This window comes from Siccirubricoccus deserti (genome assembly GCF_014283215.1).
Classification (GTDB): domain Bacteria; phylum Pseudomonadota; class Alphaproteobacteria; order Acetobacterales; family Acetobacteraceae; genus Siccirubricoccus; species Siccirubricoccus deserti.
On sequence record NZ_JACOMF010000033.1, the window covers coordinates 1 to 24,605 of the forward strand.

The window sequence follows — 24,605 nt, forward strand, 5'->3', positions numbered from 1 at the left end:
TGCCAGCGCCAAACCGCAGGGCGGCTGACGCCCGCGCGGCGCGCCACCTCCAGAACCGGCAGCCACTCGGCGGAGAGCAAGATGATGTTGACCCGCTGCACATGCTTGAGCGGGCGGTTGCGGTCACCAAGGATCGCAGCGAGGCGGATACGATCCTCAGATCCAAGGATGACGCTGACGGTCTGGGCCATGCCTGGAGAATTCCACCGCAGCGCCCCGCTGTGAATCCTCCGTCTGCGTCAGTGCACTAGGCCACTTAGGGCTTTATGCTGAAGCACACTCCAGCGTCGGAGTTGCCGGACTGATCAGCCGGTGGCGCGGCGCATTGTGCATCAACCGACCTGGGAGGCTTCTGCAGAAATTCACGACAGTGCTCTGCCCGATCTCCGACGAGTTGCCGTTCCCGCAGGAACTGGATGTGGCCGGGCAGCAGGCGTTCGGAGCAATCTCCCGAGCACAGCAGTTGCCGTTGGTGACGCTGTAAGCGAGGATCGGATAACTCTTCGTTTGCAACGACCAAATGAAGTACAAGCAGCCGCAGGGCAACGGGTATTGCGTGCCGCTGTTGCAGGCATTCCTCATACCGGGCAGTGGCGCCCAGGCGAGAGCTTCGGCACAGTGAGGAGGCCGAAGGCGGCCCTCTCCGCCCGTTATTCGAAGCAGACCGGGGATGGCATCGGGGTTTCCGGCATGGTCATCCATGACCAGTACCGAATCGCGGCGACACCGGCAGAGGAGAAGACCGTTAGCGAAAGACGACACGCCCAAAGCGAAGGCAGAGCGCGAAGCGTTTCTGAAGGCCATCCCGAATACGGCGAGAAGCGGAAGAAGCATTCACTCGCAAGCAGCCCGGCGAGCGTTTCCTCCGCTTTGACCGCGGCGGCAATCCTTCGAACAATGCCGGCGCCTACTCGGTGATCCTCACCGAATCGGACGGATCGCGAAGTGGCGTGAACGCCCGCCGGCACGGCACCCCGGGCAGTTCGTATCGCCTGCCCGGGCCGGCCACCTATCGGAACACCGGCGGCGCATCATCCTCCGGCAGATCGGGCAGCGGCACCTCGATCCGCACCGTGCTCGGGTCCACGCCGGTGCCCTTGTCCAGCCAGTAGGTCACGCTCTCCGGCCAGAAGATGACGATGGCGACCAGCACCAGCTGCAGCGCCACCCAGGGGATCGCACCCCAGTAGATGTCGCTGCTGCGGACCTCCTTCGGGGCGATGCCGCGCAGGTAGAACAGCGCGAAGCCGAAGGGGGGGTGCATGAAGCTGGTCTGCATGTTCACGCAGATCAGTACGCCGAACCATACCAGATCGATGCCCAGCTTGGCCGCCACCGGCGCCAGCAGCGGGATGACGATGAAGGCGATCTCGAAGAAGTCGAGGAAGAACGCCAGGAAGAAGATGAAGACCTGGCTGAAGATCAGGAAGCCGGTCGCCCCGCCCGGCAGCTTGGCCAGCAGATGCTCGATCCAGATGCTGCCGTCGACGCCCTGGAATACCAGGCTGAACACCGTCGCGCCGATCAGGATGAAGATCACCATGGCGGTGATCCGCATGGTGTTCTGCGTCGCCTGCCACAGCAGGTCCCAGGTGAAGCGGCCGTTGCACATGGCCAGCACCACCGAGCCGACCGCGCCCATCGCCCCCGCCTCGGTCGGCGTCGCCAGGCCCATGAAGATGGTACCGAGCACCAGGAAGATCAGCACCACCGAGGGCACCATGCCCTTCAGCACCCGCCACCACAGCGTCCAGCCCTTCTGGGTCAGCGCCTCATCCGGCAGCGGCGGAACCTTGTGCGGTGCGAAGATGCTGACGCCGACGATGAACAAAATGAACAGCAGCAGCTGCAGGAAGGAGGGCCCGATCGCCCCTGCGTACATGTCGCCGACCGACTTGCCGAGCTGGTCGCCCAGCACGATCAACACCAGCGAGGGCGGGATCACCTGGGTGATGGTGCCGGAGGCTGCGATCACCCCGGTGGCGATGCGCATGTCGTAGCCGTAGCGCATCATGATCGGCAGGCTGATCATGCCCATCGCGATCACGCTTGCCGCCACCGTGCCGGTAATGGCACCGAGGATGGCGCCGACGATGATCACCGCATAGGCAAGACCGCCCGGAACCTTGCCGAAGAGCTGCCCGGTGCCCTCCAGCAGATCCTCCGCCAGGCCGCAGCGTTCCAGCACCGCGCCCATCAGGGTGAAGAAGGGGATCGCCAGCAGCAGGTCGTTGGCCAGGATGCCGAACACCCGCAGCGGCAGGTTGCCGAGGTAGGCCGGGGTGAAGAACCCCAGCTCGATCGACACGAAGCCGAAGAACAGCCCCACAGCGGACAGCGAGAAGGTGACCGGGAAGCCAATCAGCAGGAACAGCACCAGGCCACCGAACATCAGCGGCGGCATCACCTCAAGCGACATCGGGCGCTGTCCTTCGCGGCTCGGGGATCACTGTTCCGGCCGGTGGTATTCGACCACCACCTCGGCCGTGGGGTGGATGCCCCGCAGCAGCGCAATGCGCTTGATCAGTTCGGAGAAGCCCTGCAGGCAGAGCAGGACGAAGCCGACCGGCAGCAGCAGCTTCACCGGCCAGCGCAGCAGCCCGCCGGCGTTCGGCGAGCCCTCATGCCGGACCCAGCTGTCGACGAAGAATGGCCAGGTCATCCAGGCCAGCAGCAGCATCGCCGGCAGCATGAAGAAAATGAAGCCGAAGACATCGACCCAGAGCCGCGCCCGCTCGCCCAGGTTGCCGTACACCAGATCGACCCGCACATGCTCATTGCGGAACAAGGTGTAGGAGGCGCCGAGCATGACGATGGCACCAAACAGGTACCATTGCACCTCGAGCCAGGCGTTCGAGCTGTAGGACACGCCGTAGCGCACGATGGCATTCCCGGCCGAAATGGCGCAGGAGAGCAGCACCGCCCAATCGGCCAGCTTGCCGACAGCGGTGTTCAGTGCGTCCACCGCGCGGCTGAAGGCGAGCAAAGGACCCATTCGGGTTGAAGCCTCCCTAGCGGCGTTGCGGCGTCTCAGGGCCGTTGCTGTTCCCGAGCGTGCATGAAGTAGGCGAAATTGTCGAAAGTGCTTTCGGCCACCCGGAACCATTGGTACTGGCTGTCGCGGAACGCGCGCCAGTGATCGTACACTTTTTTGAAGTTGGCGTTCTTCGCCGCGGTCTCTTCGTAAAGCTCGAAGGTCGCGCGGTAGCAGGCCTGCATGACCTCCCGCGGGAAGGCGCGGAGCTGGGTGCCGGCCGCAGCCAGCCGGCGCAGCGCCTGCGGGTTCTGCACGTCGTACTTGGCCATGGTCTCGATGGTGGAGTCGCGGCAGGCCGATTCCAGCGCGTCCTTGTAGAGCTGCGGCAACTCGTCCCACTTCGGCTTGGCGATGTAGAAGGAGAGGTTGAGCGCGCCCTCCCACCAGCCGGGGTAGTAGTAATAGGGCGCGACGCGGTTGAAGCCGAGCTTCTCGTCGTCGTAGGGGCCGACCCATTCGGCGGCGTCGATGGTGCCCTTCTCCAGCGCCGGGTAGATGTCGCCACCGGCGATCTGCTGCGGCACCACGCCAAGCTTCTGCAATACGTTGCCGGCGAAGCCGCCGATCCGGAACTTCAGCCCGTCGAGGTCGGCAACGGTGCGGATCTCCTTGCGGAACCAGCCGCCCATCTGCGCCCCGGTATTGCCGGCGGGCAGCGAGACCATGTTGTAGCCTTCGAAGAACTCGCGCAGCACCTCGCGCCCGCCGCCGGCCTGCAGCCAGGCATTGAGCTGGCGCATGTTGAGACCGAAGGGCACCGCGCCGTCGAAGGCGAAGGTCGGGTCCTTGCCGACGAAGTAGTAGCTGGCGGTATGCGCCGCCTCCACCGTGCCGCCCTGCACTGCATCGGCAACGGCAAGGCCCGGCACGATCTCGCCCGCGGCGAAGACGCGGATCTGGAATTTTCCGTCGGTCAGGGCGGCGACCCGCTTCGCGACGTGCTCACCGGCCCCATAGATGGTGTCCAGGGATTTCGGAAAGGAGGAAGCGCAGCGCCAGCGGATCTCGGGCAGGGCACCCTCGGCAAGTGCCGGCGCGGAAAGGGCTATCGGCGAGGCCAGCGCGCCGGCGAAGAAACCGCGACGTTCCATGTAGCTGCAACACCCCCCGGGACTCGTGAAGCCGGTACGCGAGACATCCGGTCAAGCTCCTAATCCTTCACGCCGTGAAAGTTAAGTGGCTGTCTCGGCATGATGCGCCCGGGAGGGTCTTCGCGCCGGCGATTGCTAGGCGCTAGGATTGCTGCCGTGCCGTGTGACCCCTCGCCCGCATGCTGACGGCCCTGGCCCTTGGCATAACCGTCCTTGTCATGCTCGCCATCGCGGCGGTGCCGCTCGGGCGGCATTCTCATGGCGGCGCCATCATCCATGGCGGCTGCCTGCTGGCGACGCTGTTCCTTGCCGGGCTGGCGCTGGCGGCGCTGCTGGCCGGGCCGCCCGAGACGGTGATGGCGCTGCCGTTCGGCCCGCCCTGGGGGCCGGCCCTGCTGGCGCTGGACGGGCTTTCCGCCTGGTTCCTGCTGCTGCTCGGCCTGATCGGGGCCGCCGCCTCGCTCTACGCCATCGGCGCCGGGCCGGGTCCGGCTCGGGCGCTGCCGCCCTATCCGTTGTTCCTCGCCGGCATGGCGCTGACCCTGGCCGCGGCAGACGCCTTCCTGCTGCTGCTGGGGTTCGAGCTGATGTCGCTGGCCTCCTGGGCGCTGGTCGCGCAGGACCACCGGGAGGCCGAGAACCGTGCCGCGGCGCGGCTCTACCTGATCTTCGCGCTGCTTGCCGGGGCCTGCCTGGTGCCGGCCTTCGGGCTGCTGGCAGGGCAGGCCGGCGGGCTCGACTTCGCCACGCTGCGCGCCGCGCCGCCGGATGGCTGGCTGGCCGGGGCGGTGCTGGCGCTCGGCCTGGTCGGCGCCGGGGCCAAGGCCGGGCTGGTGCCGCTGCATGCCTGGCTGCCGCTGGCGCATCCGGCGGCGCCCAGCCATGTCTCGGCGCTGATGTCGGGGGCGATGACCAAGATCGCGCTCTACGTGCTGGCGCGGCTGCTGCTCGACCTCTGCGGCCCGGCCCAGCCCTCCTGGTGGGGCGTGCCGCTGCTGGCGGTCGGCGCGGCCTCGGCCCTGCTCGGCGCGCTGCGGGCCAATATGGAAGACGACATCAAGACCCTGCTCGCCTGCTCGACCATCGAGAATCTTGGCTTCATCACCATGGCGCTCGGCCTCGCCCTGGCGTTCCGCGGTGCCGACCTCGGCCCGCTGGCGGTGCTGGCGGCGGCGGCGGCGCTGCTGCACGCACTGAATCATGGGGTGTTCAAGACGCTGCTGTTCCTGGCCGCCGGCGCCATCACCCATGGCGCCGGCAGCCGGCGGCTGGACCGGCTCGGCGGGCTGATCCATGTCATGCCAGTAACGGCGCTCGCGGCGCTGGTCGGCGTTGCCGCCGCGGCCTCCCTGCCGCCGCTCTCGGGTTTCGCCGGTGAATGGCTGCTGCTGCAAGCGCTGCTGGCCGGCTGGAAGGTCGCCGACATCGCCTTCCAGGTGGTGGCGGCGGCGGCGACCGCGCTGGCCGCCATGGCGGCGGCGCTGGCGGCGGCGGCGATGGTGCGGCTCTACGGCCTGGTCTTCCTCGGCCGGCCGCGCAGCCCGCGCGGCGCCGGCGCGCGTGAGGTGACCGCCATCGAGCGCTGGTCGCTGCTGCTACCGGCTGGGCTGACGGTGCTGTTCGGCCTCTTTCCCGGCCTGCTGGTGCAGCTTGCCGCGCCGGTGCTGCAACTGCTGACCAGCGCCGCGGTACGGCCGCCCGCCAGCGTCCTGGCATTGACCACGGCGGAGGGCGCCTCGGCCTATTACCCGCTGGCCGTCGCGCTGCTGCTGGGCCTGGCCCTGGCGGCGCTGGTGCTGCTGGTGCGCCGCCGCTCGCCAGGCGCGACCCAGCGCGGGCCGGTGTGGAATTGCGGCTTCATCGACCCGCCGGCGCATCTGCCCTTCGGCGACCCCCTCACCCAGCCGACCGCCGGCGGCATCGCCCAGCCGCTGCGCCGGATGCTCGGCGGGGCGCTGCTGGCGGCGCGGGAGCAGGTGGAGATGCCGAGCCCCGGCGACCCGCGCCCCGCCCGCTACGAGGCCAGCTTCCGCGACCCGTCGGAGCCGCTGCTGCTGGCCCCGCTGGCGCGGCTGCGGGACGACATTACGACGCAGGCGGAGCGGCTGCGCGCCTTTACCATCCGTCGCAACCTCTCGCTCGGCTTCGGCCTGCTGGTCGGGCTGCTGGTGCTGCTGGCCTGGCTGGAGGCACGCTGAAATGGCCCTCCTCAGCGCGCTGGCTGCCCAGTTGCTGCATATCACCTTGATGCTGCTGGCCGCGCCGCTGGTGGTCGGCGTCACGCGCTGGCTGAAGGCGCGGCTGATGGGCCGCCGCGGCGCCTCCCCCCTGCAGCCGCTGCGCGACTGGGCCAAGCTGCTGCGCAAGCGCCCGGTGCTGGCGGAGAACGCCTCCGTCATCTCGGAGGCCGCGCCCTATGCCGGCTTCGCCGCCTGCCTGCTGGCGATCGCCCTGGTGCCGAGCTTCGCCCAGGGCATGGCGCTGGCGCCGCTCGGCGACCTGGTGCTGCTGGCCGGGCTGCTGACGGTGGCGCGGGTGGCGCTGGCATTGGCCGGGATGGATGTCGGCACCGCCTTCGGCGGCCTGGGCGCGGCGCGGGAGATGAGCTTCGCCGCCTTCGCCGAGCCGGCGCTGCTGCTCTGCGTGCTGACCTTCGCCATCCTGGCCGGCACCACCAACCTCGATGCCGTCGCCGTGGCGATGCGTGATGGCGGACTCGGGCTGCGGGTCTCGCTGGCGCTGGCGGCGGTGGCCATGCTGGCGGTCGCGGTGGCGGAGAATGCCCGCATCCCGGTGGACAACCCGGCGACGCACCTGGAACTGACCATGGTGCATGAGGCGATGCTGTTGGAGAGCAGCGGCCGCCACCTTGCGCTGTGGGAGGCGCAATCGGCGCTGCGCCTTACCCTGTGGCTGGCGCTGCTGCTGGCGGTGTTCCTGCCCTTCGGCACCGCCCCGGCAGGGTCCGGGCCGCTGGCCTGGGTGGCGGGGCTGCTCGCCTGGCTGCTGAAGATGGGCGCGCTGTGCCTGGCGCTGGCGGTGTTTGAGAGCGCGGTCGCGAAGATGCGGGTGTTCCGGGTGCCGGAGTTCCTCGGCGCCGCGCTGCTGCTGGCATTGCTGGCGGTGGCGCTGCTGTTCGTCTCTACGGGGCTGGCATGATGCACGGATCACCCCCCACGACGTGGGGCGAAGCCCTGCGCCGAAGCCGCTTCTGCAGCCCGCCGGCAGTCCGGCGCAGCCAAGGGCGCGGATGCGCCCGCGTCACGCCGGAGGCGTGCCTTCGGCACGATGCGCCTGGGGGCATGGAGAATTGACCTTCGGCCAGCTCCCCTATGATGTCGCGCATCTGCTGGGCGGCGGCATGCTGCTGCTGTCCTTCATGCTGCTCTACCAGCGCCGCATCGCCGCGGTGATCAACGCGCTGGCGATGCAGGGCGCCATCCTGGCCGCCGCCGCGGCCTGGCAGGGCTTCGTCCAGGCGGCGCCGCAGCTCTACCTGACGGCGCTGATCGCGCTGGCCGCCAAGGCGGTGCTGATCCCGCTGGCGCTGCGCCTGGCGATCCGCCGGCTCGACCTGCACCGCGCGGCGGAGACCGCGCTCGGCATCGGCCCCAGCCTGATGGCTGGCGTGGCGCTGGTGGCGCTCGCCATCCTGGTCGTGCTGCCGATCACCGCCGGGGCGCATGCCATCGCGCGGGAGGATATGGCGCTGGCGCTCTCCGTCGTGCTGCTCGGAATGCTGATGATGATCACCCGGCGCAACGCCATCCTGCAGGTGGTCGGGCTGATGAGCATGGAGAACGGCCTCATCCTCGCCGCCGTCGGCGTCACCGGCATGCCGCTGGTGGTGGAGCTGTCGACCGCCGCGCTGGTGATGGTGCTGCTGGTGGTCGCCGGCGTCTTCGTCTTCCAGATCCGGGAACGCTTCGACACCGTCGATATCGGGCTGGTCGAGCCGCATCGCGGGGAACAGCCGTGATGCCGCTGCCTTGGTTCCCCCTCCCCTGGATCATCGTCTTCGTCCCCTGGGCCGGGGCGCTGGCGCTGCTGGCGCTGCCGCGGGAGAAGCCGGCGGCGCTGGTGAACATCGCCATCTCGGCCGTTGGCCTGGTGTTGGCGCTCGGCCTGTTCGGCCATCCGGAAGGCGAGCAGGGCTGGACACGGGTGGATGCGCTCAACACCCCGCTGGTGGTGCTGGCCTTCCTGATCGGCCTGACCACCGCGATCTTCTCCGCCGGCGCGGTGGCACAGGAAGGCTTCGATGCGCTGCGGCTGCGCGCCTACCACGGCGCCTTCCAGCTCTTCATGGGGGCGCAGGCGCTGGCGCTGCTGGCCGACAACATGGGGGTGATGTGGGTGGCGATCGAGATCGCCACCCTGGCCAGCGTGCTGATGGTCGCCGTGCACGGCACGCCCGCGGCGATCGAGGCGGCGTGGAAGCTGTTCATCCTTTGCGGCGTCGGCATCGCCCTGGCGCTGCTCGGCACCATCTTCCTCTATCTCGCGGCCCAGCCGCTGGTCAGGCACGGCGATGGCGGCCTGTCCTGGGCGGTGCTGCACCGGGTGGCGGCGCAATGCGACCCGGGGGTGCTGAACCTCGCCTTCATCTTCCTGCTGGTCGGCTACGGCACCAAGGCCGGCCTCGTGCCGCTGCACGCTTGGCTGCCGGATGCCGAGGCGGAGGGGCCGATCGCGATCTCCGCGGTGCTGTCCGGCCTGCTGCTGAACGCCGCGCTGCATGCGGTGCTGCGGGCCAAGGCGATCGTCGGCGCGCATCCGGGCACGGTGGCGCCAGGGCCCTTCCTGATCGGTCTCGGCCTCGCCTCGGTGCTGCTCGCCGCCTCCGCGCTGTGGCGGCGGCGCGATGCCCGGCGGTTCTTCGCCTGGAGCAGCATCCAGCACATGGGCCTCGCCGCCGTTGCCTTCGGCTTCGGCGGGGCCACGGCCAATCTCGCGGGGCTGCTGCACATGCTCGGCCATTCGCTGTGCAAATCGGCGGTATTCTTCGGCCTCGGCCATGCGGCGCAGTTGAAGGGCACGCAGAAGATCGCTGGGATCGGCGGGCTGGTGGCCTCGCACCCCGGCCTGGGCTGGGGGCTGGCCATCGCTGTCGCCGCGGTGGCCGGGCTGCCGCCCTTCGCCCTCTTCGCCAGCGAATTCCTGCTGCTGACTGAGGTCGTGGCGAGGGCATGGTGGTGGAGCCTCCCGCTCGGTCTTGGCGTGATGATGGCCGCGGCGGCGAAGGTGCAGACCTTGCAGCTGATGTGCTTCGGCGAGCCGACGCCGGATGCGCCGGACGCGCCGGCGCGCTGGGCCGAGGCGACGACGCTCGGGCCGCTCTGGCTGCACCTCGGCCTGGCGCTGCTGCTCGGCCTGGCGCTGCCCGGGCCGCTGGCGGCGTTGCTGGCGGCGGCGGCGAGGATTCCGGGATGACCGGCTCCGGAGGGCTGATCTGAATGCCTCCCCACCCCTTCGCGCTGGTCGGGAGCGGCGCGCCGCAGCCCTGCCGGCCGCATCCGCGCTTCCTCGTCACCCGGCCGCAATGGGCGACCTTGGTCGAGTCGCTGGAGGTGACGCCGGAGGTCGCGGTGCTCGGCCTCTGGGGTGATCCGGCCCTGGTCCATGCGGTGCTGCTGGACGAGGCGACGGGGCGGTTCTGCATCGCCTCCGCGCCGACCGCCGATGGCCGCTACCTCGCCCTGTCGCCCGTCCGCCCCGGCGCGGCGCGGTTCGAGCGGATGGTGCAGGACCTCTGGGGGCTGGTGGCGGAGGGTGCGGCCGATCTGCGCCCCTGGCTGGATCACGGCCGCTGGCCGGTCACCGCGCCGCTGGCGGCAAGGCCCGCACCGCATGCGATGCCGCCGCCGCAGCCGGAATTCCTGCCCGCCGAGGGCGAGGGCCTGCACCAGATCCCGGTCGGGCCGGTGCATGCCGGCATCATCGAGCCGGGGCATTTCCGCTTCCATGTCCAGGGCGAGACGGTGGTGCGGCTGGAGCAGCGGCTCGGCTACCTCCACAAAGGCAGCATCGGGCTGATGCTCGGCAAGCCGGCGCGGGTCGCGGCGCGTTTCGCCGCGCGCCTCTCGGGCGATTCCACCGTCGCCCATGGCTGGGCCTTCGCCCAGGCGGTGGAGGCGGCGCTGGAGGTCACGCCGCCGCCGCGCGCCATCGCGCTCCGGGCGCTGATGGCGGAGCTGGAGCGCATCCACAACCACCTGAACGACTGGGGCTTCGTCTGCAACGACGCCGCCTTCACCTGGCCGCATGCCCGCTGCGGCGCGTTGCGGGAGGGGGTGCTGCGCGCCGCCGCCGTCGCCTTCGGCCACCGGCTGATGATGGATCGGGTGATTCCCGGCGGCGTCTCGGTCGACATCACCCCGGGCGGCGCCGCGGCGGTCGGGGCGGCGTTGGATGCGGTGGCGGCGGAGATCCCGACGCTGCTGGCGGTCTATGAAAGCCACGCCAGCCTGCAGGACAGGGTGGTCGGCACCGGGGTGGTGGACGCCGGGCTGGCAGCCCGCTTCGCCGCCGGCGGGTATGTCGGCCGCGCCACCGGCCGCGGCTTCGATGCGCGGGCGATGCCGGGCTATGCGCCCTACCCCGAGTTGCAGCCGCAGGTGCCGGTGCTGACGCAGGGCGATGTCGATGCCCGCGTCCGCATCCGCATCGCCGAGCTGGAGGATTCGCTTCGCATGGCCCGCGCGCTGCTGGCCGGCCTGCCGCCTGGCGAGGTGACGGTCGCGCTCCCGCAGCGGGGCGGCGAAGGGCTCGGCATCACGGAGGGGTTCCGCGGCGAATGCCTGCATCATGTGGTGCTGGACGATGGCGGGCTGGTGCGGGCGGTCTTTCCGCGTGACCCGTCCTGGCTGCAATGGCCGCTGCTGGAAGCCGCCATCGAGGGCAACATCGTCGCGGATTTTCCGCTCTGCAACAAGAGCTTCAACTGTTCCTACAGCGGGGTCGACCTTTGATGCAGTCGTTGCGCCGCCTGATGTGGCCCCGCCTGGCGCGCAGCCTGTTCGCGACGCCCCTGACCGACCCGCCGCCGGTGGTGCCGGAGGAGCTGGTGCAGGCGCTGGCCGACCGGCTGGAGGAGTCCTCCCAGCAGCGCCTCGGCCGCAGCCTGTCGATCCGCCAGGTGGATGCAGGATCATGCAATGGTTGCGAGCTGGAGATCAACGCGCTCAACAACGTGGTCCATGACCTGGAACGCTTCGGGCTGCGCTTCGTCGCCAGCCCCCGCCACGCCGATGTGCTGCTGGTGACCGGGCCGCTGACCCGCAACATGCGTGAGGCGCTGGAGCGCACCTGGGCCTGCACGCCCGACCCGAAGTGGATCGTCGCGGTCGGCGATTGCGCGGTGGATGGCGGCGTCTTTAAGGGCAGCTATGCGGTGGAAGGCGGCATCGGCGCGGCGCTGCCGGTGGACCTCGTCATCCCCGGCTGCCCGCCGACGCCGACCCAGATGCTGGAAGGGCTGCTGGCGCTGGTGGAAGCGCAAAGCCGCCCGGCGGGGCGCTGAGCCGGAAAAGAGGCGGGCCGGCCGGATCGCTCCAGCCGGCCCGTGGCGGCCCATGTGGGCTGCCAGTCTGGCACCGGCTTGCCGGGAATAGCCGCTGCCGAACGCCGCCCGTCCGAACTCCGGCAGGCGGAGCATCAGGACGACAACGGCATCCTCGGCTTCCCGGCCTCTACGGGAGGTGTGGATGGCCTTAACTCGTGGCAATGCGCCATGGGCGTACGGTTGAGAATCCTGCGCCGAAATGTGGCGCCGACGGATCAGGGCCCCGCCAGCGCCGCTTCCACTGCGGCGGCCACCTCGAACAGCGCCGCATCCGCCATGTGCTCGCCGGTCAGCATCAGCCCCACCGGTGCTTCGCCCAGGCGCTGGATCGGCAGGCTGATGCTGCAGCGGTCGAGGAAATTGGCCACGGCGGTGTTGCGCAGCAGCAGCAGGTTGATGCGGTTGTAGTCCGCCTCGGCCTCCACCTCCGCCAGCGCCGGCGGGATGAGCGGACAGGTCGGCGTCACCACTGCATCGAAGCCGGCGGTGCGCTTCGCCACCGCGGCGATGATGCGGGCACGCTCATTCACCAAGGTGATGTAGTCGGCCGCCGACATGCGCTCGCCGCGGCGGATGCGGGCGAGAATGCGCGGGTCGTAGCCTGCCGCCTTCTCGGCGATCAGCCTGCGGTGCCAGGTGAAGGCCTCGCTGGCGGTGAAGCCGCCGGTGGCGTTCACCGCCGGGATCTCCGCCAGCTCCGGCAGGTCGAACATCTCGATCCGCGCGCCGGCCACCGAAAGCCGCGACAGCGCCCGCTGGAAGGCATTGGCGACCGCCGTGTCGAGGTCCTCGGTCAGGAAGGTGCCGCGCGGCAGGCCGAGCCGCAGCCCGGCGACGCCGCGATGCGCCACCGGCCGCGGCTGCTCCACGCCGCTGATCACCGCATCGAGCAGGGCGCAGCAGGCAACGCTGCGCGCCAGCGGCCCGACGCTGTCGAGCGAGGGTGACAACGGCAGCACACCGCTGATGGGCACCCGCTTCGCCGTCGGCTTGAAGCCGACCACGCCGCAGAGCGCCGCCGGGATGCGGCAAGAGCCGCCGGTATCCGTGCCGAGGCCGCCGAAGCCCATGTGGTCCGCCGCGGCGACGCCGGCGCCGGAGGAGGAGCCGCCCGGCAGCCGCCCGGTCCCGCGGTCCCAGGGGCTGAGCGGCGTGCCGTAATGCGGGTTTACGCCAAGGCCGGAGAAGGCGAATTCCACCATGTTGGTGCGGCCGATGATGATGAAGCCCTGGCGCCGCAGGCGCGCCACCACCGGCGCATCCCACGCCGCCGGCGGCGCATCCTTCAGCACGGTGGAGCCGGCCGGCGTCGGGTGGCCGTGCTCGTCGAACAGGTCCTTCACCGTGACCGGGATGCCGGCCCAGGGGGATGGTGCGCGGCCGGCGTGGCGCAGCATGTCGATCGCCCGCGCCTCGGCCCGCGCCGCGGCGGCGTGGACTGCGGTGAAGGCGCGGCTGCCCTCGCCGCTGGGGTCGGCGATCCGGTCGAGCGCCGCGTCTACCAAGGCGACGGCGGAGGTACGGCCCGCGGCAAGCGCGGCCGCGGCATCGGCGATGTGCTGCATGGCGCAATGCTGGCGAGGAACCGTGCCGACCGCAAGCCGGCGGGATGCCAGGCGGGAGCCATGGCACCGCCACGCCTGGGCAAACGCCCACGTGCAACAATCTGGCGTTTTCTCGCGCGGCGAGGCGCGGTATGACTGGCTCAAAGGGAGAGAACCATGATGCTGAACCGACGCACCCTGCTGCAGGCCGGCGCTGCCAGCGCGCTTCCCCTCGGCGGCGCCCGTGCGCAGGCCGCCCGGACCATCAAGATCGGCGTGCTGACCGACATGTCCGGCAGCTACCGCGACCTCAACGGCCCGACCACGGTGGCCTGCACCCGGCTGGCGGTGCAGGAATTCGGCGCGCATGGCTTCGAGACCGAGGTCGTCGTCGCCGACCATCAGAACAAGCCGGATGTCGCGCTGAACATCGCCCGCCAGTGGTTCGACCGGGATGGCGTCGACATGGTGGTCAGCCTCGCCGCCTCCTCGGTGGCGCTGGCGGTGGCGGAGCTGGCGCGGGAGAAGAACAAGGTCGCCATCGCCAATTCGACCGCGACCTCGGACCTGACCGGCAAGAACTGCACCCCGAACACCATCCACTGGGTGTTCGACACCTACATGCTGGCGAAATCCACCGGCGCGGCGACCGTCCGCGCGGGCGGCGACACCTGGTTCTTCGTCACCGCCGACTATGCCTTCGGCCATTCGCTGGAACGCGACACCATCGCCTTCGTGAATGCGGCCGGCGGCCGGGTCGTCGGCCAGGTGCGCACCCCCTTCCCCGGCACCACGGATTTCTCCTCCTACCTGCTGCAGGCCCAGGCCTCGCGCGCCAAGGTGATCGGGCTGGCCAATGCCGGCACGGATACCGTCAACTGCATCAAGCAGGCGGCGGAGTTCGGCATCACCCGGCGCGGCATCAAGCTGGCCTCCATGCTGATGTTCCTGCCGGATGTGCATTCGCTCGGGCTGCAGACGGCGCAGGGGCTGGTGTGTACGGAATCCTTTTACTGGGATCTCAACGACCGCACCCGCGCCTTCACGCGGCGCGTGCATGCGGTGGCCGGCCAGGTCGCACTCTGCATGAACCATGCGGGCGACTACTCCAGTACGCTGCATTACCTGAAGGCCGTCGCCTCGCTCGGCGTGCAGGCGGCCAAGGCGAGCGGGGCCGATACGGTGGCGCGGATGAAGGCCATGCCGACCGACGACGATGCCTTTGGCACCGGCAGCATCCGGCCGGATGGCCGCAAGATCCACCCGGCCTTCCTCTTCGAGGTGAAGAAGCCGGAGGAGAGCCGTGGCGCTTTCGACTACTACAAGCTGCTGCAGACGACGCCGGCCGAGGAGGCCTTCCGGCCGCTGTCCGAAGGCGGCTGCCCGCTCGTCCGGGCGTGATCCACGGCGCAGGGGCGGGAAGGTCGAACCCCGCCCCTGTTGCCAGCCCGGTGACGCATCGCGGCGCCGCCGAACCAATTCTGGCGTCAATCGTTTGGAAGCCGCATGGCCACCAAGAAGGAGACGCAGATGCGCCGCACCATTTTCATTGCCACCGCTGCCCTTGGCCTCGCGCTCGGCACCGCCAGCGCTCAGGTTCCGAACACCAACCTCGGCACGCCGCAGACCCAGCCGCAGCCTGGCGGTGGCGTGGCGACCGGGCCGGGCGCGCCGACCTCGGCCACCAGCCCCAGCACGACCGGCAGCAGCACCGTTGCGCCGCGTGGCGCCCCGCCGGCCGGCGGCGGCGCAGCGGTCCGCGGCGGCGATCCAAGCAGCAGCCCGTTGGCACCGAGCGGCGCGATCCGCCCCGGCAGCCCCGGCACGAGCGGGACTGGCAGCAGCAGCAACCGCTAGAGCGGATCGCGGAGGGGTGTGAACGCCCCGGCGCGTGGATCCCCACGCCACGAACAACCGGCTGCAGCGGATTCGCGTTTACGCATGAACGCAACCGCTGCCGCTACGCAACCGGCAGCGCGGCAATGTGCCGCGCCGCCGGTCGGCCGACCTGCCTGAAGGCGATGCCCTGACATCAGGCCAAGGCAGAGCACAATCTGTTGCACCCGTGTGGTCGCAACCGCGCCCGGTGCAAGGCAGAATGCGCAATCCGCCAGTGCGGCGCGTCGCCGCGTCATGCCGCGCCGCCAGCATGCAGGATCACGACCAGCCGCCGGCGCAATTTGCGCAGCAGCCCGGAATGCGGGATTGGGGGCCGCGAGCCGAAGGTGGTGTCGCTCACGGTGGTGATCGCGCGCATGCCCGCCATGGCGCTGCCGATCCGTGCCGCCACCATCCGTCCCGGCCTGAACAGCGATCCCCCGCCCCAGCGCGGTCCGATCGGATAGCGGAGGAAGTTGCGCATGAAGGAGCGCGTTGCCGTCATCGGCATGGGACAGATGGGCGCCGGCATGGCCGCGCGCCTGTTCGAGACCGGCTTCGATGTCCTGGGCTACGACGTCAACCCGGCCCGCCGGCAGGAGCTGGCCGAGCGGCAGGTGGCGGTCGCCGACACGCTGGCGGAGGCACTGGCCGGGCGCCGGTTGGTGCTGACCAGCCTGCCCGACCCCGCCGCCGCCCGCGCCGCCTGGCTCGGCCCCGAGGGGCTGATCGCCAAGGCCGAGCCGGGCAGCCTGATCCTGGAGCTGTCGACCATCGATCCCGCCACCATGCGGGAGATCGGCGCGGCGGCGGCGGCGCGCGGCCTCGCCGTTGTCGACTGCCCGGTCAGCGGTGGCCCTGCCGAGGCGCGGAGCGGCCAGATGGTGCTGATCGTCGGCGGCGAGGAGGCCGATATCGCCCGGGCCGAACCGGTGCTGCAGCAGCTCGGCTCAAGCTGGAGTCACACCGGCCCGGTCGGCACTGCGAAGGCGGTGAAGCTGGTCAACAACATGATGTCGCTCGGCAACGTGCTGGTGGCCTGCGAGGCCTTCGCGCTCGGAGAGGCGGCGGGAGTCGCGCCGGACAAGCTCTATCAGGTGCTGTCGATGAGCGGCGGGAGGTCCTTCCACTTCACCAAGCGCTTCCCGAAGGCGCTGAAGGATGATTTCGAGCCAGGCTTCAAGATGGAGCTGGGCGAGAAGGATCTGGCGCTGGCGATCGACATGGGCCGCGCCTTCCGCCAGCCGACACCGACCGCTTCTCTGGTGCGCGAGGTTATGGCGATGGCACTGGCCCAGGGCTACCGCGGCAAGGACATCGTCGCGCTGCTTGAGATGTATCGCAGGCTGAGCGAAAAGCCGGCGTGATGTGCCAGGATAACTCGAAGCTGACGTATGTGGGATAAAGCATACCGTCGTCGGACGCCGCGCTGAAAGCCAGGAACGCAAATCCGGGCCTGATTGCATCAAGGTGAAGCAATCAGGCTCCGGCTTTGCCGGGTGGTCGCGTGGTCAATATCCCGGGCAACGGCGGATTGGCGTTCAGACATGGATGCAGTCCGCTGCAGGACCCGCGCGGATCGATGAGCGCCACCGCCGTCACTATGTCTGGGCGCCAATTCCAAAGGAGCTGGCGGGCTTCCTATGGGCTACGGAAGCGGATCGTATGGCTGGACAACGTAGCCCATCACCACCATTGGCTGCACCTGAATGGCGGCATGCGGATCGGCAAAGGCATCACCGGATGGCTCAAACCCCATGACGTACACCGCGAGGACGATCATCCATGCCAGGATTGCTGCGTGAAGGGCGCGGATCATGCGCACAACATAACACAACCTTAAGATGTCTTCCAAACGAAAAGCGACCTAGCCACCCCCAGGGAATACAACTTTAAGGTGTCTCAAAGTCGGTTTGGACCAGCAATATTGTGGTGGTCAGGATATCGCCTAGATGCCGGGAGCTCAGATCACGTTTGCTGATCCTGCCTCACGGCGTCAGCAGAGTGTCGAGACCCACAACCGGTGTTGTGCGAACCGGGCGGTGACCCTGTAGCTGCCCCTCGGCGGCGCGGTCCGGGGACCATCCATTTGGTTCGCATCACCAGCGCCTCTACTACTGCCGCAGACCGATCCAACATCCGGATGCATGCCCGCAAGCATAGCATGCTGCGGAGATCCTCTCGGCCGTTGCGATGCGCCTTCGATGGCACCAGCATTGCGGCGCGCCGCACAGCCACGGGCGCGTCTGTCACCGAACCGCAATCGGTCCGACACGAAAGTGTCCGGGTTCAGGCGGTATTTGCCGCGCCCTGGCTGGATGGTAGCGGTGGATGCGGCAGCGGCGGAACGTGCTTCTCATTGTGGTTGACCAGTGGCGCGCGGACTTCCTCCCGCAGCTGGGCGCCAGCTTCCTGCGCACGCCGAACCTCGATCGCCTTTGCCGCGAAGGCGTGACCTTCCGCAATCACGTCACCACCACCGTGCCCTGCGGCCCCGCGCGCGCCTCGCTGCTCACCGGGCTGTACCTGATGAACCATCGGGCGGTGCAGAACACCGTGCCGCTGGATGCACGGCACATGAACCTCGGCAAGGCTCTCCGCCGCATCGGCTACGACCCGGCGCTGATCGGCTATACCACGACAACGCCCGACCCGCGCACCACCGGCCCGCGCGACCCGCGCTTCACCTATCTCGGCGATCTGATGGACGGCTTCCGCAGCGTCGGCGCCTTCGAGCCGACGATGGACGGCTATTTCGGCTGGCTGGCGCACCAGGGCTACACCCTGCCGGAGCGCCGTGAGGATATCTGGCTGCCAGCCGGAGAGGATGCGGTGCCCGGCGCGACGGACCGGCCCTGCCGCATCCCGGCCGAGCTTTCCGACACCGCCTATTTCACCGACCGCGCGGTGACCTACCTGAAAGGTGTCGGCGACAAGCCGTGGTTCCTCCATCTCGGCTATTACCGGCCGCACCCGCCCTTCATCGCGCCCGCCCCCTACAACCGCATGTACCACCCGGCCGAGATGCCGGGGCCGGTGCGCGCGCCGCGCTGGCAGGACGAGGCACGGCAGCATCCGCTGCTGGAGTTCTACCTGCAGGGCATCGGCCAGGGATCCTTCTTCCACGGCGCCGGCGGTGCGGTGACGGCGCTGGATGAGGCCTCGGTGCGGCTGATGCGCGCCACCTATGCCGGGCTGATGAGCGAGATCGACGACAATCTCGGCCGCGTCCTCGATTATCTGGATGAGACCGGGCAGTGGGAGGACACCATGGTGGTGTTCACCTCCGACCATGGAGAGCAACTCGGGGACCATTGGCTGCTCGGCAAGATCGGCTATTTCGACGAGAGCTTCCGCATCCCGCTGGTGGTCAAGGATGCCGGCTGCACGGTACGCGCCGGTGCGGTCGAGAGTGCCTTCACCGAGAGCGTCGACCTGATGCCGACCATCCTCGAAGCCCTCGGTGGCACGATTCCGCGTGCCGTCGATGGCGCCTCCCTGCTGCCGCTGCTGCAGGGCGGCCCCCCGGCCGGCTGGCGCGACGCGTTGCACTACGAGTACGACTTCCGCGACATCTTCTACTCGCAGCCCGAGACGAAGCTTGGCCTGCACATGGATGAAAGCAGCCTCTGCGTCATTCAGGATGCGCGGTTCAAATACGTGCATTTCGCGGCGCTGCCGCCGCTGTTCTTCGACCTGGAGCGTGACCCGCACCAGTTCACCAACCTGGCGGAAAGCCCGGCGCATGCCGGCCTGGTGAAGGAATACGCGCAGCGCGCCCTGTCGTGGCGGCTGCGCCATGCCGAACGCACGCTCACCGCCTTTCGCGCCACGCCGCAAGGTCTTGAGGACCGAGGGACCCCAGCATGATCGACCGCCGCAGCCTGCTCACCGGTGCAGCCCTGGCCGCCGGCCTGCCCCGCTTCGCCATCGCCCAGGCCGACCAGCGCCCCGCCATCACCATCGCGGTGCAGAAGATCAGCAACAGCAACACGCTGGAGCCGCTCCGCGAACAGTCCAATGTCGGTGAGCGGGTGCTGATCACCTCGCTCTGGGAGGGGATGCTCGGCCGCGACTATGGCCGCGAGCTGCAGACCATTCCCGTGCTGGCCACCGAGACGCGACGCATCAGCGACAGGGTGGTGGAGCTGAAGCTGCGCCAGGGCGTGCGCTTCCACAATGGCGATGAGCTGACCGCCGAGGATGTCGCCTTCTCCTTCGGCAACGACCGCATGTTCGGCCCAGGCGGCCCGAACAGCAGCGCCACCATCCGCGTCGGCGAGGCGAATCCCGGCCGTGCCGGCAAGGAGCTGCCGATCGAGGTTCCGGCCGTCGCCAACCGCAGCTTCCCCGGTTTCGAGCGCATCGAGGTGGTGGACAAATACACCGTCCGCTGGGTGAATCGCACGCCGGACGTGACGCTGGAGGGCCGCATGACCCGCTCCAGCGCCGAGATCGGCAGCCGCCGCGGCTTCGCCGAGGCCGCGACCTGGCTCGACTGGGCGCGCAAGCCGATCACCACGGGCCCCTACAAGGTGGCCGAGTTCCGCGCCGACCACTCGCTGACGCTTGTCGCACACGACGAGTACTGGGGCGGCAGGCCGCCGCTGCGGCAGCTTCGCTTCGTCGAGGTGCCGGAGGTTGCCTCCCGGGTGAACGGCCTGCTCTCCGGCGAATACCACTTCGCCTGCGACATCCCGCCCGACCAGATCGCCGGCATCGAGCGCAACCGCGCCTTCGAGGTGCAGGGCGGCACCATCCCGAACCACCGGCTGACGGTGTTCGACAAGCACCATCCGCTGCTGGCCGATGCCCGCATCCGCCGCGCCTTCACCCATGCGATCGACCGTCAGGCGATCGTCGACAGCCTCTGGGCCGGCCGCACCACCATCCCCCGCGGGCTGCAGTGGGAGTTCTACGGCGACATGTATCAGGCCGACTGGAACGTGCCGCGATACGATCTGGCGGAGGCCCGTCGCCTGCTGCGCGAGGCCGGCTACAAGGGCGATCCGATCCCCTACCGCCTGCTCAACAACTACTACACCAACCAAACCGCGACGGCGCAGATCCTGGTCGAGATGTGGCGTGCGGCCGGACTCAACGTGCAGATCGAGATGAAGGAGAACTGGTCGCAGATCCTGGAGCGGACGCCGACCCGCGCGGTGCGGGACTGGTCCAACAGCGGCTTGTACAGCGATCCGGTCTCCTCCCTTGTCAACCAGCACGGCCCGAACGGCCAGCAGCAGCAGGTCGGCGAATACGCCAATGCCGAGTTCAACGCGCTCTCGGTGCAGCTGGAGACCAGCACCGACCGGGCGAAGCGGCGGGCGATGTTCCGCCGCATGCTGGAGATCGCCGAACGCGAGGATCCGGCCTACACCGTGCTGCACCGGAATGCGACCTTCACCGCGAAGCGCCGCGAGATCCGCTGGAAGGCGGCGCCGGCCTTCGCGATGGACTTCCGCGCCAACAACTGGGGCGCCTGAGCGGATGCTGGCACGCCGTCTCGCACCGGGGGCGGCGGCCGCCCTGGCGCTGCCGCGGCTGGTGGCGGCGCAGAAGATCGCCGACCCCGACATGCTCGACGTAGCCCATTCCACCGGCAAGCGCCGCGACATCCACTGGCACGCGGCGCAATCCTTCCTCATGGGTTTCCGGCCGGGCATTTGGAATGTCTGAGCTTATTGCGATCCACGGCCTCACCGTTGCCTTCGACGGCGCCACGGCGCTGCGCGGCGTCGACCTCTCCGTCGCGCCGGGCGAGGCGCTCGGGCTGGTTGGTGAAAGCGGCTGCGGCAAGTCGGTCACCTGGCTGGCCGCGCTCGGCCTGCTGCCGGGCAAGGCGCGCATCGGCGGCAGCGTGACGCTGCACGGAGAGGAGTTGCTCGGCGCCTCCTCCGCACGACTGGATCGGGTGCGTGGCGGCCGCGTCGCAATGATCTTCCAGGACCCCGCCAGCAGCCTGAACCCGGTGCACCGGATCGGCCGGCAGATCACCGAGGCGCTGGCGTTGCATCGCGGGATCGGCGGCGCCGCGGCGCGGGCGGAGGCGCGGCGGCTGCTCGACCAGGTCGGCATCCCCGATGCGGCGCGCCGGCTGGACGCATACCCGCATGAGCTCTCCGGCGGTCAGAACCAGCGGGTGATGATCGCCATGGCGTTGGCCGGGCAGCCGGAGCTGCTGGTGGCGGATGAGCCAACCACGGCGCTCGACGTGACCATCCAGGCGCAGATCCTGGACCTGCTGGGCGCGCTTAGGCGCGAGACGGGCATGGCGCTGGTGCTGATCACCCACGACCTTGGCGTGGTGGCCGAGACCTGCGAGCGGGTCGCGGTGATGTATGCCGGCCGGATCGTGGAGACCGCGGCCACCGCACGGCTCTTCGCCGACCCGGCGCATCCCTATACCCAGGGCCTGCTCGGCGCGCTGCCGCCCTTCGATGGGCCGCGCCGGCCGCTTGCCGCCATCCCCGGCAGCGTGCCGGAGCCCGCCGCCATGCCGCCGGGCTGCGCCTTCGCGCCACGCTGCGGACTGGCACAGCCGGCGTGTGGCCTCGCATTGCCGGCGGCGGTGCCGCTCGGCCCTGGCCACAGCGCTGCCTGCCTGCGCGCCGCCCGCGCCCTGGTGCCGGCGTGAGGCCCGCCCCGCTGCTGCAGGCCGAGGGGTTGGTCCGCCGCTATTGGATGCGCCGCGGCGCCTTCGGCCGGGCGGCCGAGGTGCGCGCAGTGGACGGCATTTCCCTCACCCTGGAGCGTGGCCGTACGCTCGGCCTGGTGGGCGAAAGCGGCTGCGGCAAGACGACCACTGCCAGGCTGGTGCTGGGGCTGGAAGCGCCCGATGCCGGCAGGGTCAGCGTCGAGGGGCAGGCGATGCCGCCGCCCGGCACGGCGGCTTGGCGCGCTATGCGGGCGCGGATGCAGATGGTGTTCCAGGATCCGCTCGGCGCACTCGACCGCCGCATGCCGGTCGGAGCGCAGATCGCCGAGCCGCTCGAGATCCACGACATCGGCGACCGCGCCGCCCGCCTCGCGGCGCTGCTGCGCGATGTCGGCCTGCGGCCGGATCTGGCCGCGCGCTACCCGCATGAGCTTTCAGGCGGCCAGCGGCAGCGGGCGGTGCTGGCCCGCGCCCTGGCGACCGACCCGGCGCTGCTGGTCTGCGACGAGCCGATCAGCGCGCTCGACGTTTCCATCCAGGCGCAGGTGATGAACCTGCTGGTCGAGCTGCAGGCGCGCCGCGGCATGGCTATCCTTTTCGTTAGCCACGACCTGCGCGCGGTGCGGCAGGTGAGCCACCGCGTCGCGGTGATGTATCTCGGCCGCATCGTCGAGGAGGGTGAGCCGGATGCGGTGCTGCACGCGCCAGCGCACCCCTATGCCCAGGCCCTGGTCTCGGCCATCCCGCACCCCGGCCGGCGCCCAGCAGGGTTGCATCCGCGCATCCTGCTGCAGGGCGACCCGCCCAATCCGGCGGACCGACCGAGCGGCTGCGCCTTCCATCCGCGCTGCGCCGCCGCCGTCCCGCGCTGCGCCACCGACGATCCCTTGCTGAAGCCGAGGGCGGGCGATGGCCGCCGCGTCGCCTGCCATGTGGCGCATGGCGAGGCGGAGGCGCCGTCCGACGCCGGCAATCCCGCACGGCGTGACGGGCTGGGTCGGCTGGTCGCCGCACCGAGGGCGGCCTGATGCTGCGTTTCCTCGGCTTTCGCCTGCTGCGCGCCGCCGTCACGATCGTGATGGTCGTCACCTTCGCCTTCGTCGTCCTGCGGCTTTCCGGCGATCCCGCCCAGATCATCATGGGCGCCGATGCCCCGCCCGAAGCCGTCGCTGCCTTCCGCCGCGCCTGGGGGCTGGAGGAGCCGCTCTGGGTGCAATACCTGCGCTACTTCGGCGCCATCCTCGGCGGTGACCTCGGCCGTTCGATGCGCGACGGCCGCGAGGCCATTGCGCTGGTGGGGGAACGCATCCCGGCAACCCTGGCGCTGACCGTACCGGCGTTGCTGATCAAGCTCGGCATCGGCATCCCGGCCGGCATCACCGCTGCACTGCACCGCAATTCCCTGCTGGACAGGGCGGTCATGATGCTGGCGGTCGCCGGCTTCACCGTCCCTTCCTTCGTGCTCGGCCTGCTGCTGGTGCTGGTCTTCGCGGTCCAGCTCGGCTGGCTGCCCTCCGGTGGGCAGGAGAGCTGGAAGCATGCCATCCTGCCCATCGTCACCATGGGCATCGGCGGAGCCGCGGTGCTGGCACGCTTCACCCGCAGCGCGATGCTGGAGGTGCTGGGCCAGCCCTATATCCGCACCGCCTCCGCCAAGGGCGTTCCCTGGCGCGCCGTGATCTGGGGCCATGCCCTGCCGAATGCCGCCATCCCGACTGTCACCATCGTCGGCTTCATGGTGGGCAGCCTGATCGCCGGTGCCGTGGTGGTGGAGAGCGTCTTCTCCTGGCCCGGGGTCGGACGGCTGCTGGTGGTGGCGGTGGCGAACCGCGATCTTGCGGTGGTGCAATGCATCCTGTTGCTGGTCGCCGCCACCATGGTCACCGCGAATCTGGCGGTGGACCTGCTCTATGGCGCGCTCGACCCCCGCCTTCGCACCCAGCCGAGGGGTGCCTGAGCATGTCCGATATTGCCCTGCCTGCCGCGCTGCGCCCCACTGCGCCGCGGCGCTCGCTGCCGCCGCTGGTGCTGTTCGCCATCGCCTGGCTGACGCTGGTGCTCGGCATCGCAGTGCTGGCGGATGCGGTGGCGCCCTACGCCTACACCGCGCTCGACCTGCGCAACCGGCTCTCGCCGCCGATCCTGTTTGGCGGTACCTGGCTGCATCCTCTTGGCACGGACGAGCTGGGGCGGGACGTGCTCTCGCGCCTGATCTTCTCCATCCGGATGAGTTTGCTGATCGCCTTCGGCGCTACCCTGGTCGGCGCGCTCATCGGCACCTCGCTTGGCTTCCTGGCGGCGCATTTCCGAGGCCTGGTCGAGCAGATGGTGCTGGCGCTGGTGGATTTCTCGGCCAGCCTGCCCTTCCTGATTCTGGCTTTGGCGGTGCTGGCCTTCTTCGGCAATTCGCTGCCGCTCTTCGTCGCCCTGCTTGGGCTGCATGCCTGGGAGCGCTACGCCCGCATCGCCCGGGGCTTGGCCATTAGCGCCAGCACCCAGGGCTATGCCGCCGCGGTTCGGCAGCTCGGCGCCACGCCCCGGCGCCTTTACCTCCGGCACGTGCTGCCGAATATCGCCTCGACTCTGATTGTCTCGATGACCCTGGCCTTTCCCGAGATCATCCTGCTGGAAAGCGGATTGTCCTTCCTTGGTCTCGGCGTGCAGCCGCCGGCGACCTCCCTGGGATCGATGGTGGGATATGGGCGGGAGTATCTGACGCGGGCGCCGTGGATCCTGCTGTCGCCGGCCGTGGTCATTGTTCTCACGACCTTCTCGGTCTCAATGCTCGGCGACTGGCTGCGCGATCGGCTCGACCCGACACTTCGGTAGGCCG

The 24,605-nt window shown here is 69.7% G+C and carries 22 protein-coding genes and 1 pseudogene; 16 read left to right on the top strand and 7 right to left on the bottom strand.

Translation table 11 applies throughout. From position 1 onward, the window contains the following. The 4 genes and pseudogenes from H7965_RS20485 to H7965_RS20500 all read right to left on the bottom strand — a co-directional run. Nucleotides 1–191 (bottom strand): annotated as a pseudogene (locus tag H7965_RS20485) (IS630 family transposase); the annotation flags it as partial. A gap of 818 nt (nt 192–1,009) precedes the next feature. Further along, the gene (locus tag H7965_RS20490; protein ID WP_186772448.1) at nt 1,010–2,419 is read right to left on the bottom strand and encodes a TRAP transporter large permease; all 1,410 of its coding nucleotides are present in this window, start codon (nt 2,417–2,419) and stop codon (nt 1,010–1,012) included. Nucleotides 2,420–2,446: 27 nt separating this feature from the next. After that, on the bottom strand, nt 2,447–2,995 hold the full coding sequence (locus H7965_RS20495) for a TRAP transporter small permease subunit (protein ID WP_186772449.1): 549 nt from the start codon (nt 2,993–2,995) through the stop codon (nt 2,447–2,449). A gap of 35 nt (nt 2,996–3,030) precedes the next feature. Continuing rightward, the gene (locus tag H7965_RS20500) at nt 3,031–4,128 is read right to left on the bottom strand and encodes a TRAP transporter substrate-binding protein (RefSeq protein WP_186772450.1); all 1,098 of its coding nucleotides are present in this window, start codon (nt 4,126–4,128) and stop codon (nt 3,031–3,033) included. Nucleotides 4,129–4,307: 179 nt separating this feature from the next. Here H7965_RS20500 and H7965_RS20505 point away from each other — a divergent pair, with 179 nt between their 5' ends. From H7965_RS20505 to H7965_RS20530, 6 genes are all read left to right on the top strand, one after another. Next, a complete protein-coding gene (locus tag H7965_RS20505; protein ID WP_186772451.1) occupies nt 4,308–6,326 on the top strand; it encodes a proton-conducting transporter transmembrane domain-containing protein in 2,019 nt (672 codons plus the stop codon). A gap of 1 nt (nt 6,327) precedes the next feature. Continuing rightward, entirely contained in the window at nt 6,328–7,287 is a 960-nt protein-coding gene (locus tag H7965_RS20510; RefSeq protein ID WP_186772452.1) for a respiratory chain complex I subunit 1 family protein, read from the top strand. A gap of 151 nt (nt 7,288–7,438) precedes the next feature. Beyond that, entirely contained in the window at nt 7,439–8,107 is a 669-nt protein-coding gene (locus H7965_RS20515; protein ID WP_222440724.1) for a hydrogenase-4 component E, read from the top strand. Further along, entirely contained in the window at nt 8,107–9,561 is a 1,455-nt protein-coding gene (locus tag H7965_RS20520) for a hydrogenase 4 subunit F (RefSeq protein WP_186772453.1), read from the top strand. Before H7965_RS20515 ends, H7965_RS20520 begins: the two co-directional genes overlap by 1 nt. Before the next feature lie 23 nt (nt 9,562–9,584). Continuing rightward, the gene (locus tag H7965_RS20525) at nt 9,585–11,099 is read left to right on the top strand and encodes a hydrogenase large subunit (protein ID WP_186772454.1); all 1,515 of its coding nucleotides are present in this window, start codon (nt 9,585–9,587) and stop codon (nt 11,097–11,099) included. A gap of 20 nt (nt 11,100–11,119) precedes the next feature. Beyond that, nucleotides 11,120–11,650 (top strand): NADH-quinone oxidoreductase subunit B family protein, encoded by a 531-nt coding sequence (locus H7965_RS20530; protein WP_186772455.1) that lies wholly within the window; start codon nt 11,120–11,122, stop codon nt 11,648–11,650. Between the two features lie 257 nt (nt 11,651–11,907). Here H7965_RS20530 and H7965_RS20535 read toward each other — a convergent pair whose 3' ends face one another. Further along, on the bottom strand, nt 11,908–13,257 hold the full coding sequence (locus H7965_RS20535; protein WP_186772456.1) for an amidase: 1,350 nt from the start codon (nt 13,255–13,257) through the stop codon (nt 11,908–11,910). Between the two features lie 159 nt (nt 13,258–13,416). Between H7965_RS20535 and H7965_RS20540 the strand changes: the two genes are divergently transcribed. Beyond that, nucleotides 13,417–14,637, top strand: coding sequence for an ABC transporter substrate-binding protein (locus tag H7965_RS20540; RefSeq protein ID WP_456308188.1), 1,221 nt, complete (start codon nt 13,417–13,419; stop codon nt 14,635–14,637). A 105-nt stretch (nt 14,638–14,742) separates the two neighbouring features. Next, nucleotides 14,743–15,093 (top strand): hypothetical protein, encoded by a 351-nt coding sequence (locus H7965_RS20545; protein ID WP_186772458.1) that lies wholly within the window; start codon nt 14,743–14,745, stop codon nt 15,091–15,093. Between the two features lie 274 nt (nt 15,094–15,367). On the opposite strand, the gene H7965_RS20550 is transcribed toward H7965_RS20545, so the two are convergent. Beyond that, nucleotides 15,368–15,598, bottom strand: a complete 231-nt coding sequence (locus H7965_RS20550; protein WP_186772459.1) for a hypothetical protein — start codon at nt 15,596–15,598, stop codon at nt 15,368–15,370. On the opposite strand from H7965_RS20550, the gene H7965_RS20555 reads away from it, so the two are divergent. Then, nucleotides 15,597–16,481: an NAD(P)-dependent oxidoreductase gene (locus H7965_RS20555; protein WP_186772460.1), complete on the top strand. Its 885-nt coding sequence runs from the start codon at nt 15,597–15,599 to the stop codon at nt 16,479–16,481. The genes H7965_RS20550 and H7965_RS20555 overlap by 2 nt on opposite strands. 281 nt (nt 16,482–16,762) lie before the next feature. Here the strand turns inward: H7965_RS20555 and H7965_RS20560 are convergent, their stop codons facing one another. Then, nucleotides 16,763–16,933 (bottom strand): hypothetical protein, encoded by a 171-nt coding sequence (locus H7965_RS20560; protein WP_186772461.1) that lies wholly within the window; start codon nt 16,931–16,933, stop codon nt 16,763–16,765. A gap of 530 nt (nt 16,934–17,463) precedes the next feature. Between H7965_RS20560 and pehA the strand changes: the two genes are divergently transcribed. From pehA to H7965_RS20595, 7 genes are read left to right on the top strand one after another with little or no spacing between them, the layout of a single operon-like run. Next, complete coding sequence (gene pehA, locus H7965_RS20565; protein WP_229682530.1) at nt 17,464–18,984, top strand: phosphoric/sulfuric ester hydrolase PehA; 1,521 nt, start codon at nt 17,464–17,466, stop codon at nt 18,982–18,984. Then, nucleotides 18,981–20,600, top strand: a complete 1,620-nt coding sequence (locus H7965_RS20570) for an ABC transporter substrate-binding protein (protein WP_186772463.1) — start codon at nt 18,981–18,983, stop codon at nt 20,598–20,600. Before pehA ends, H7965_RS20570 begins: the two co-directional genes overlap by 4 nt. A 4-nt stretch (nt 20,601–20,604) precedes the next feature. Beyond that, on the top strand, nt 20,605–20,793 hold the full coding sequence (locus H7965_RS20575; RefSeq protein ID WP_186772464.1) for a hypothetical protein: 189 nt from the start codon (nt 20,605–20,607) through the stop codon (nt 20,791–20,793). After that, entirely contained in the window at nt 20,786–21,751 is a 966-nt protein-coding gene (locus tag H7965_RS20580) for an ABC transporter ATP-binding protein (protein ID WP_186772465.1), read from the top strand. Before H7965_RS20575 ends, H7965_RS20580 begins: the two co-directional genes overlap by 8 nt. 47 nt (nt 21,752–21,798) lie before the next feature. Next, complete coding sequence (locus H7965_RS20585; protein WP_186772487.1) at nt 21,799–22,800, top strand: ABC transporter ATP-binding protein; 1,002 nt, start codon at nt 21,799–21,801, stop codon at nt 22,798–22,800. Next, nucleotides 22,800–23,729 (top strand): ABC transporter permease, encoded by a 930-nt coding sequence (locus H7965_RS20590; RefSeq protein ID WP_186772466.1) that lies wholly within the window; start codon nt 22,800–22,802, stop codon nt 23,727–23,729. The genes H7965_RS20585 and H7965_RS20590 overlap by 1 nt, the downstream gene beginning before the upstream one ends. Before the next feature lie 2 nt (nt 23,730–23,731). Then, nucleotides 23,732–24,601: an ABC transporter permease gene (locus H7965_RS20595; protein WP_186772467.1), complete on the top strand. Its 870-nt coding sequence runs from the start codon at nt 23,732–23,734 to the stop codon at nt 24,599–24,601. The last annotated feature ends 4 nt before the right edge of the window (nt 24,602–24,605 follow it).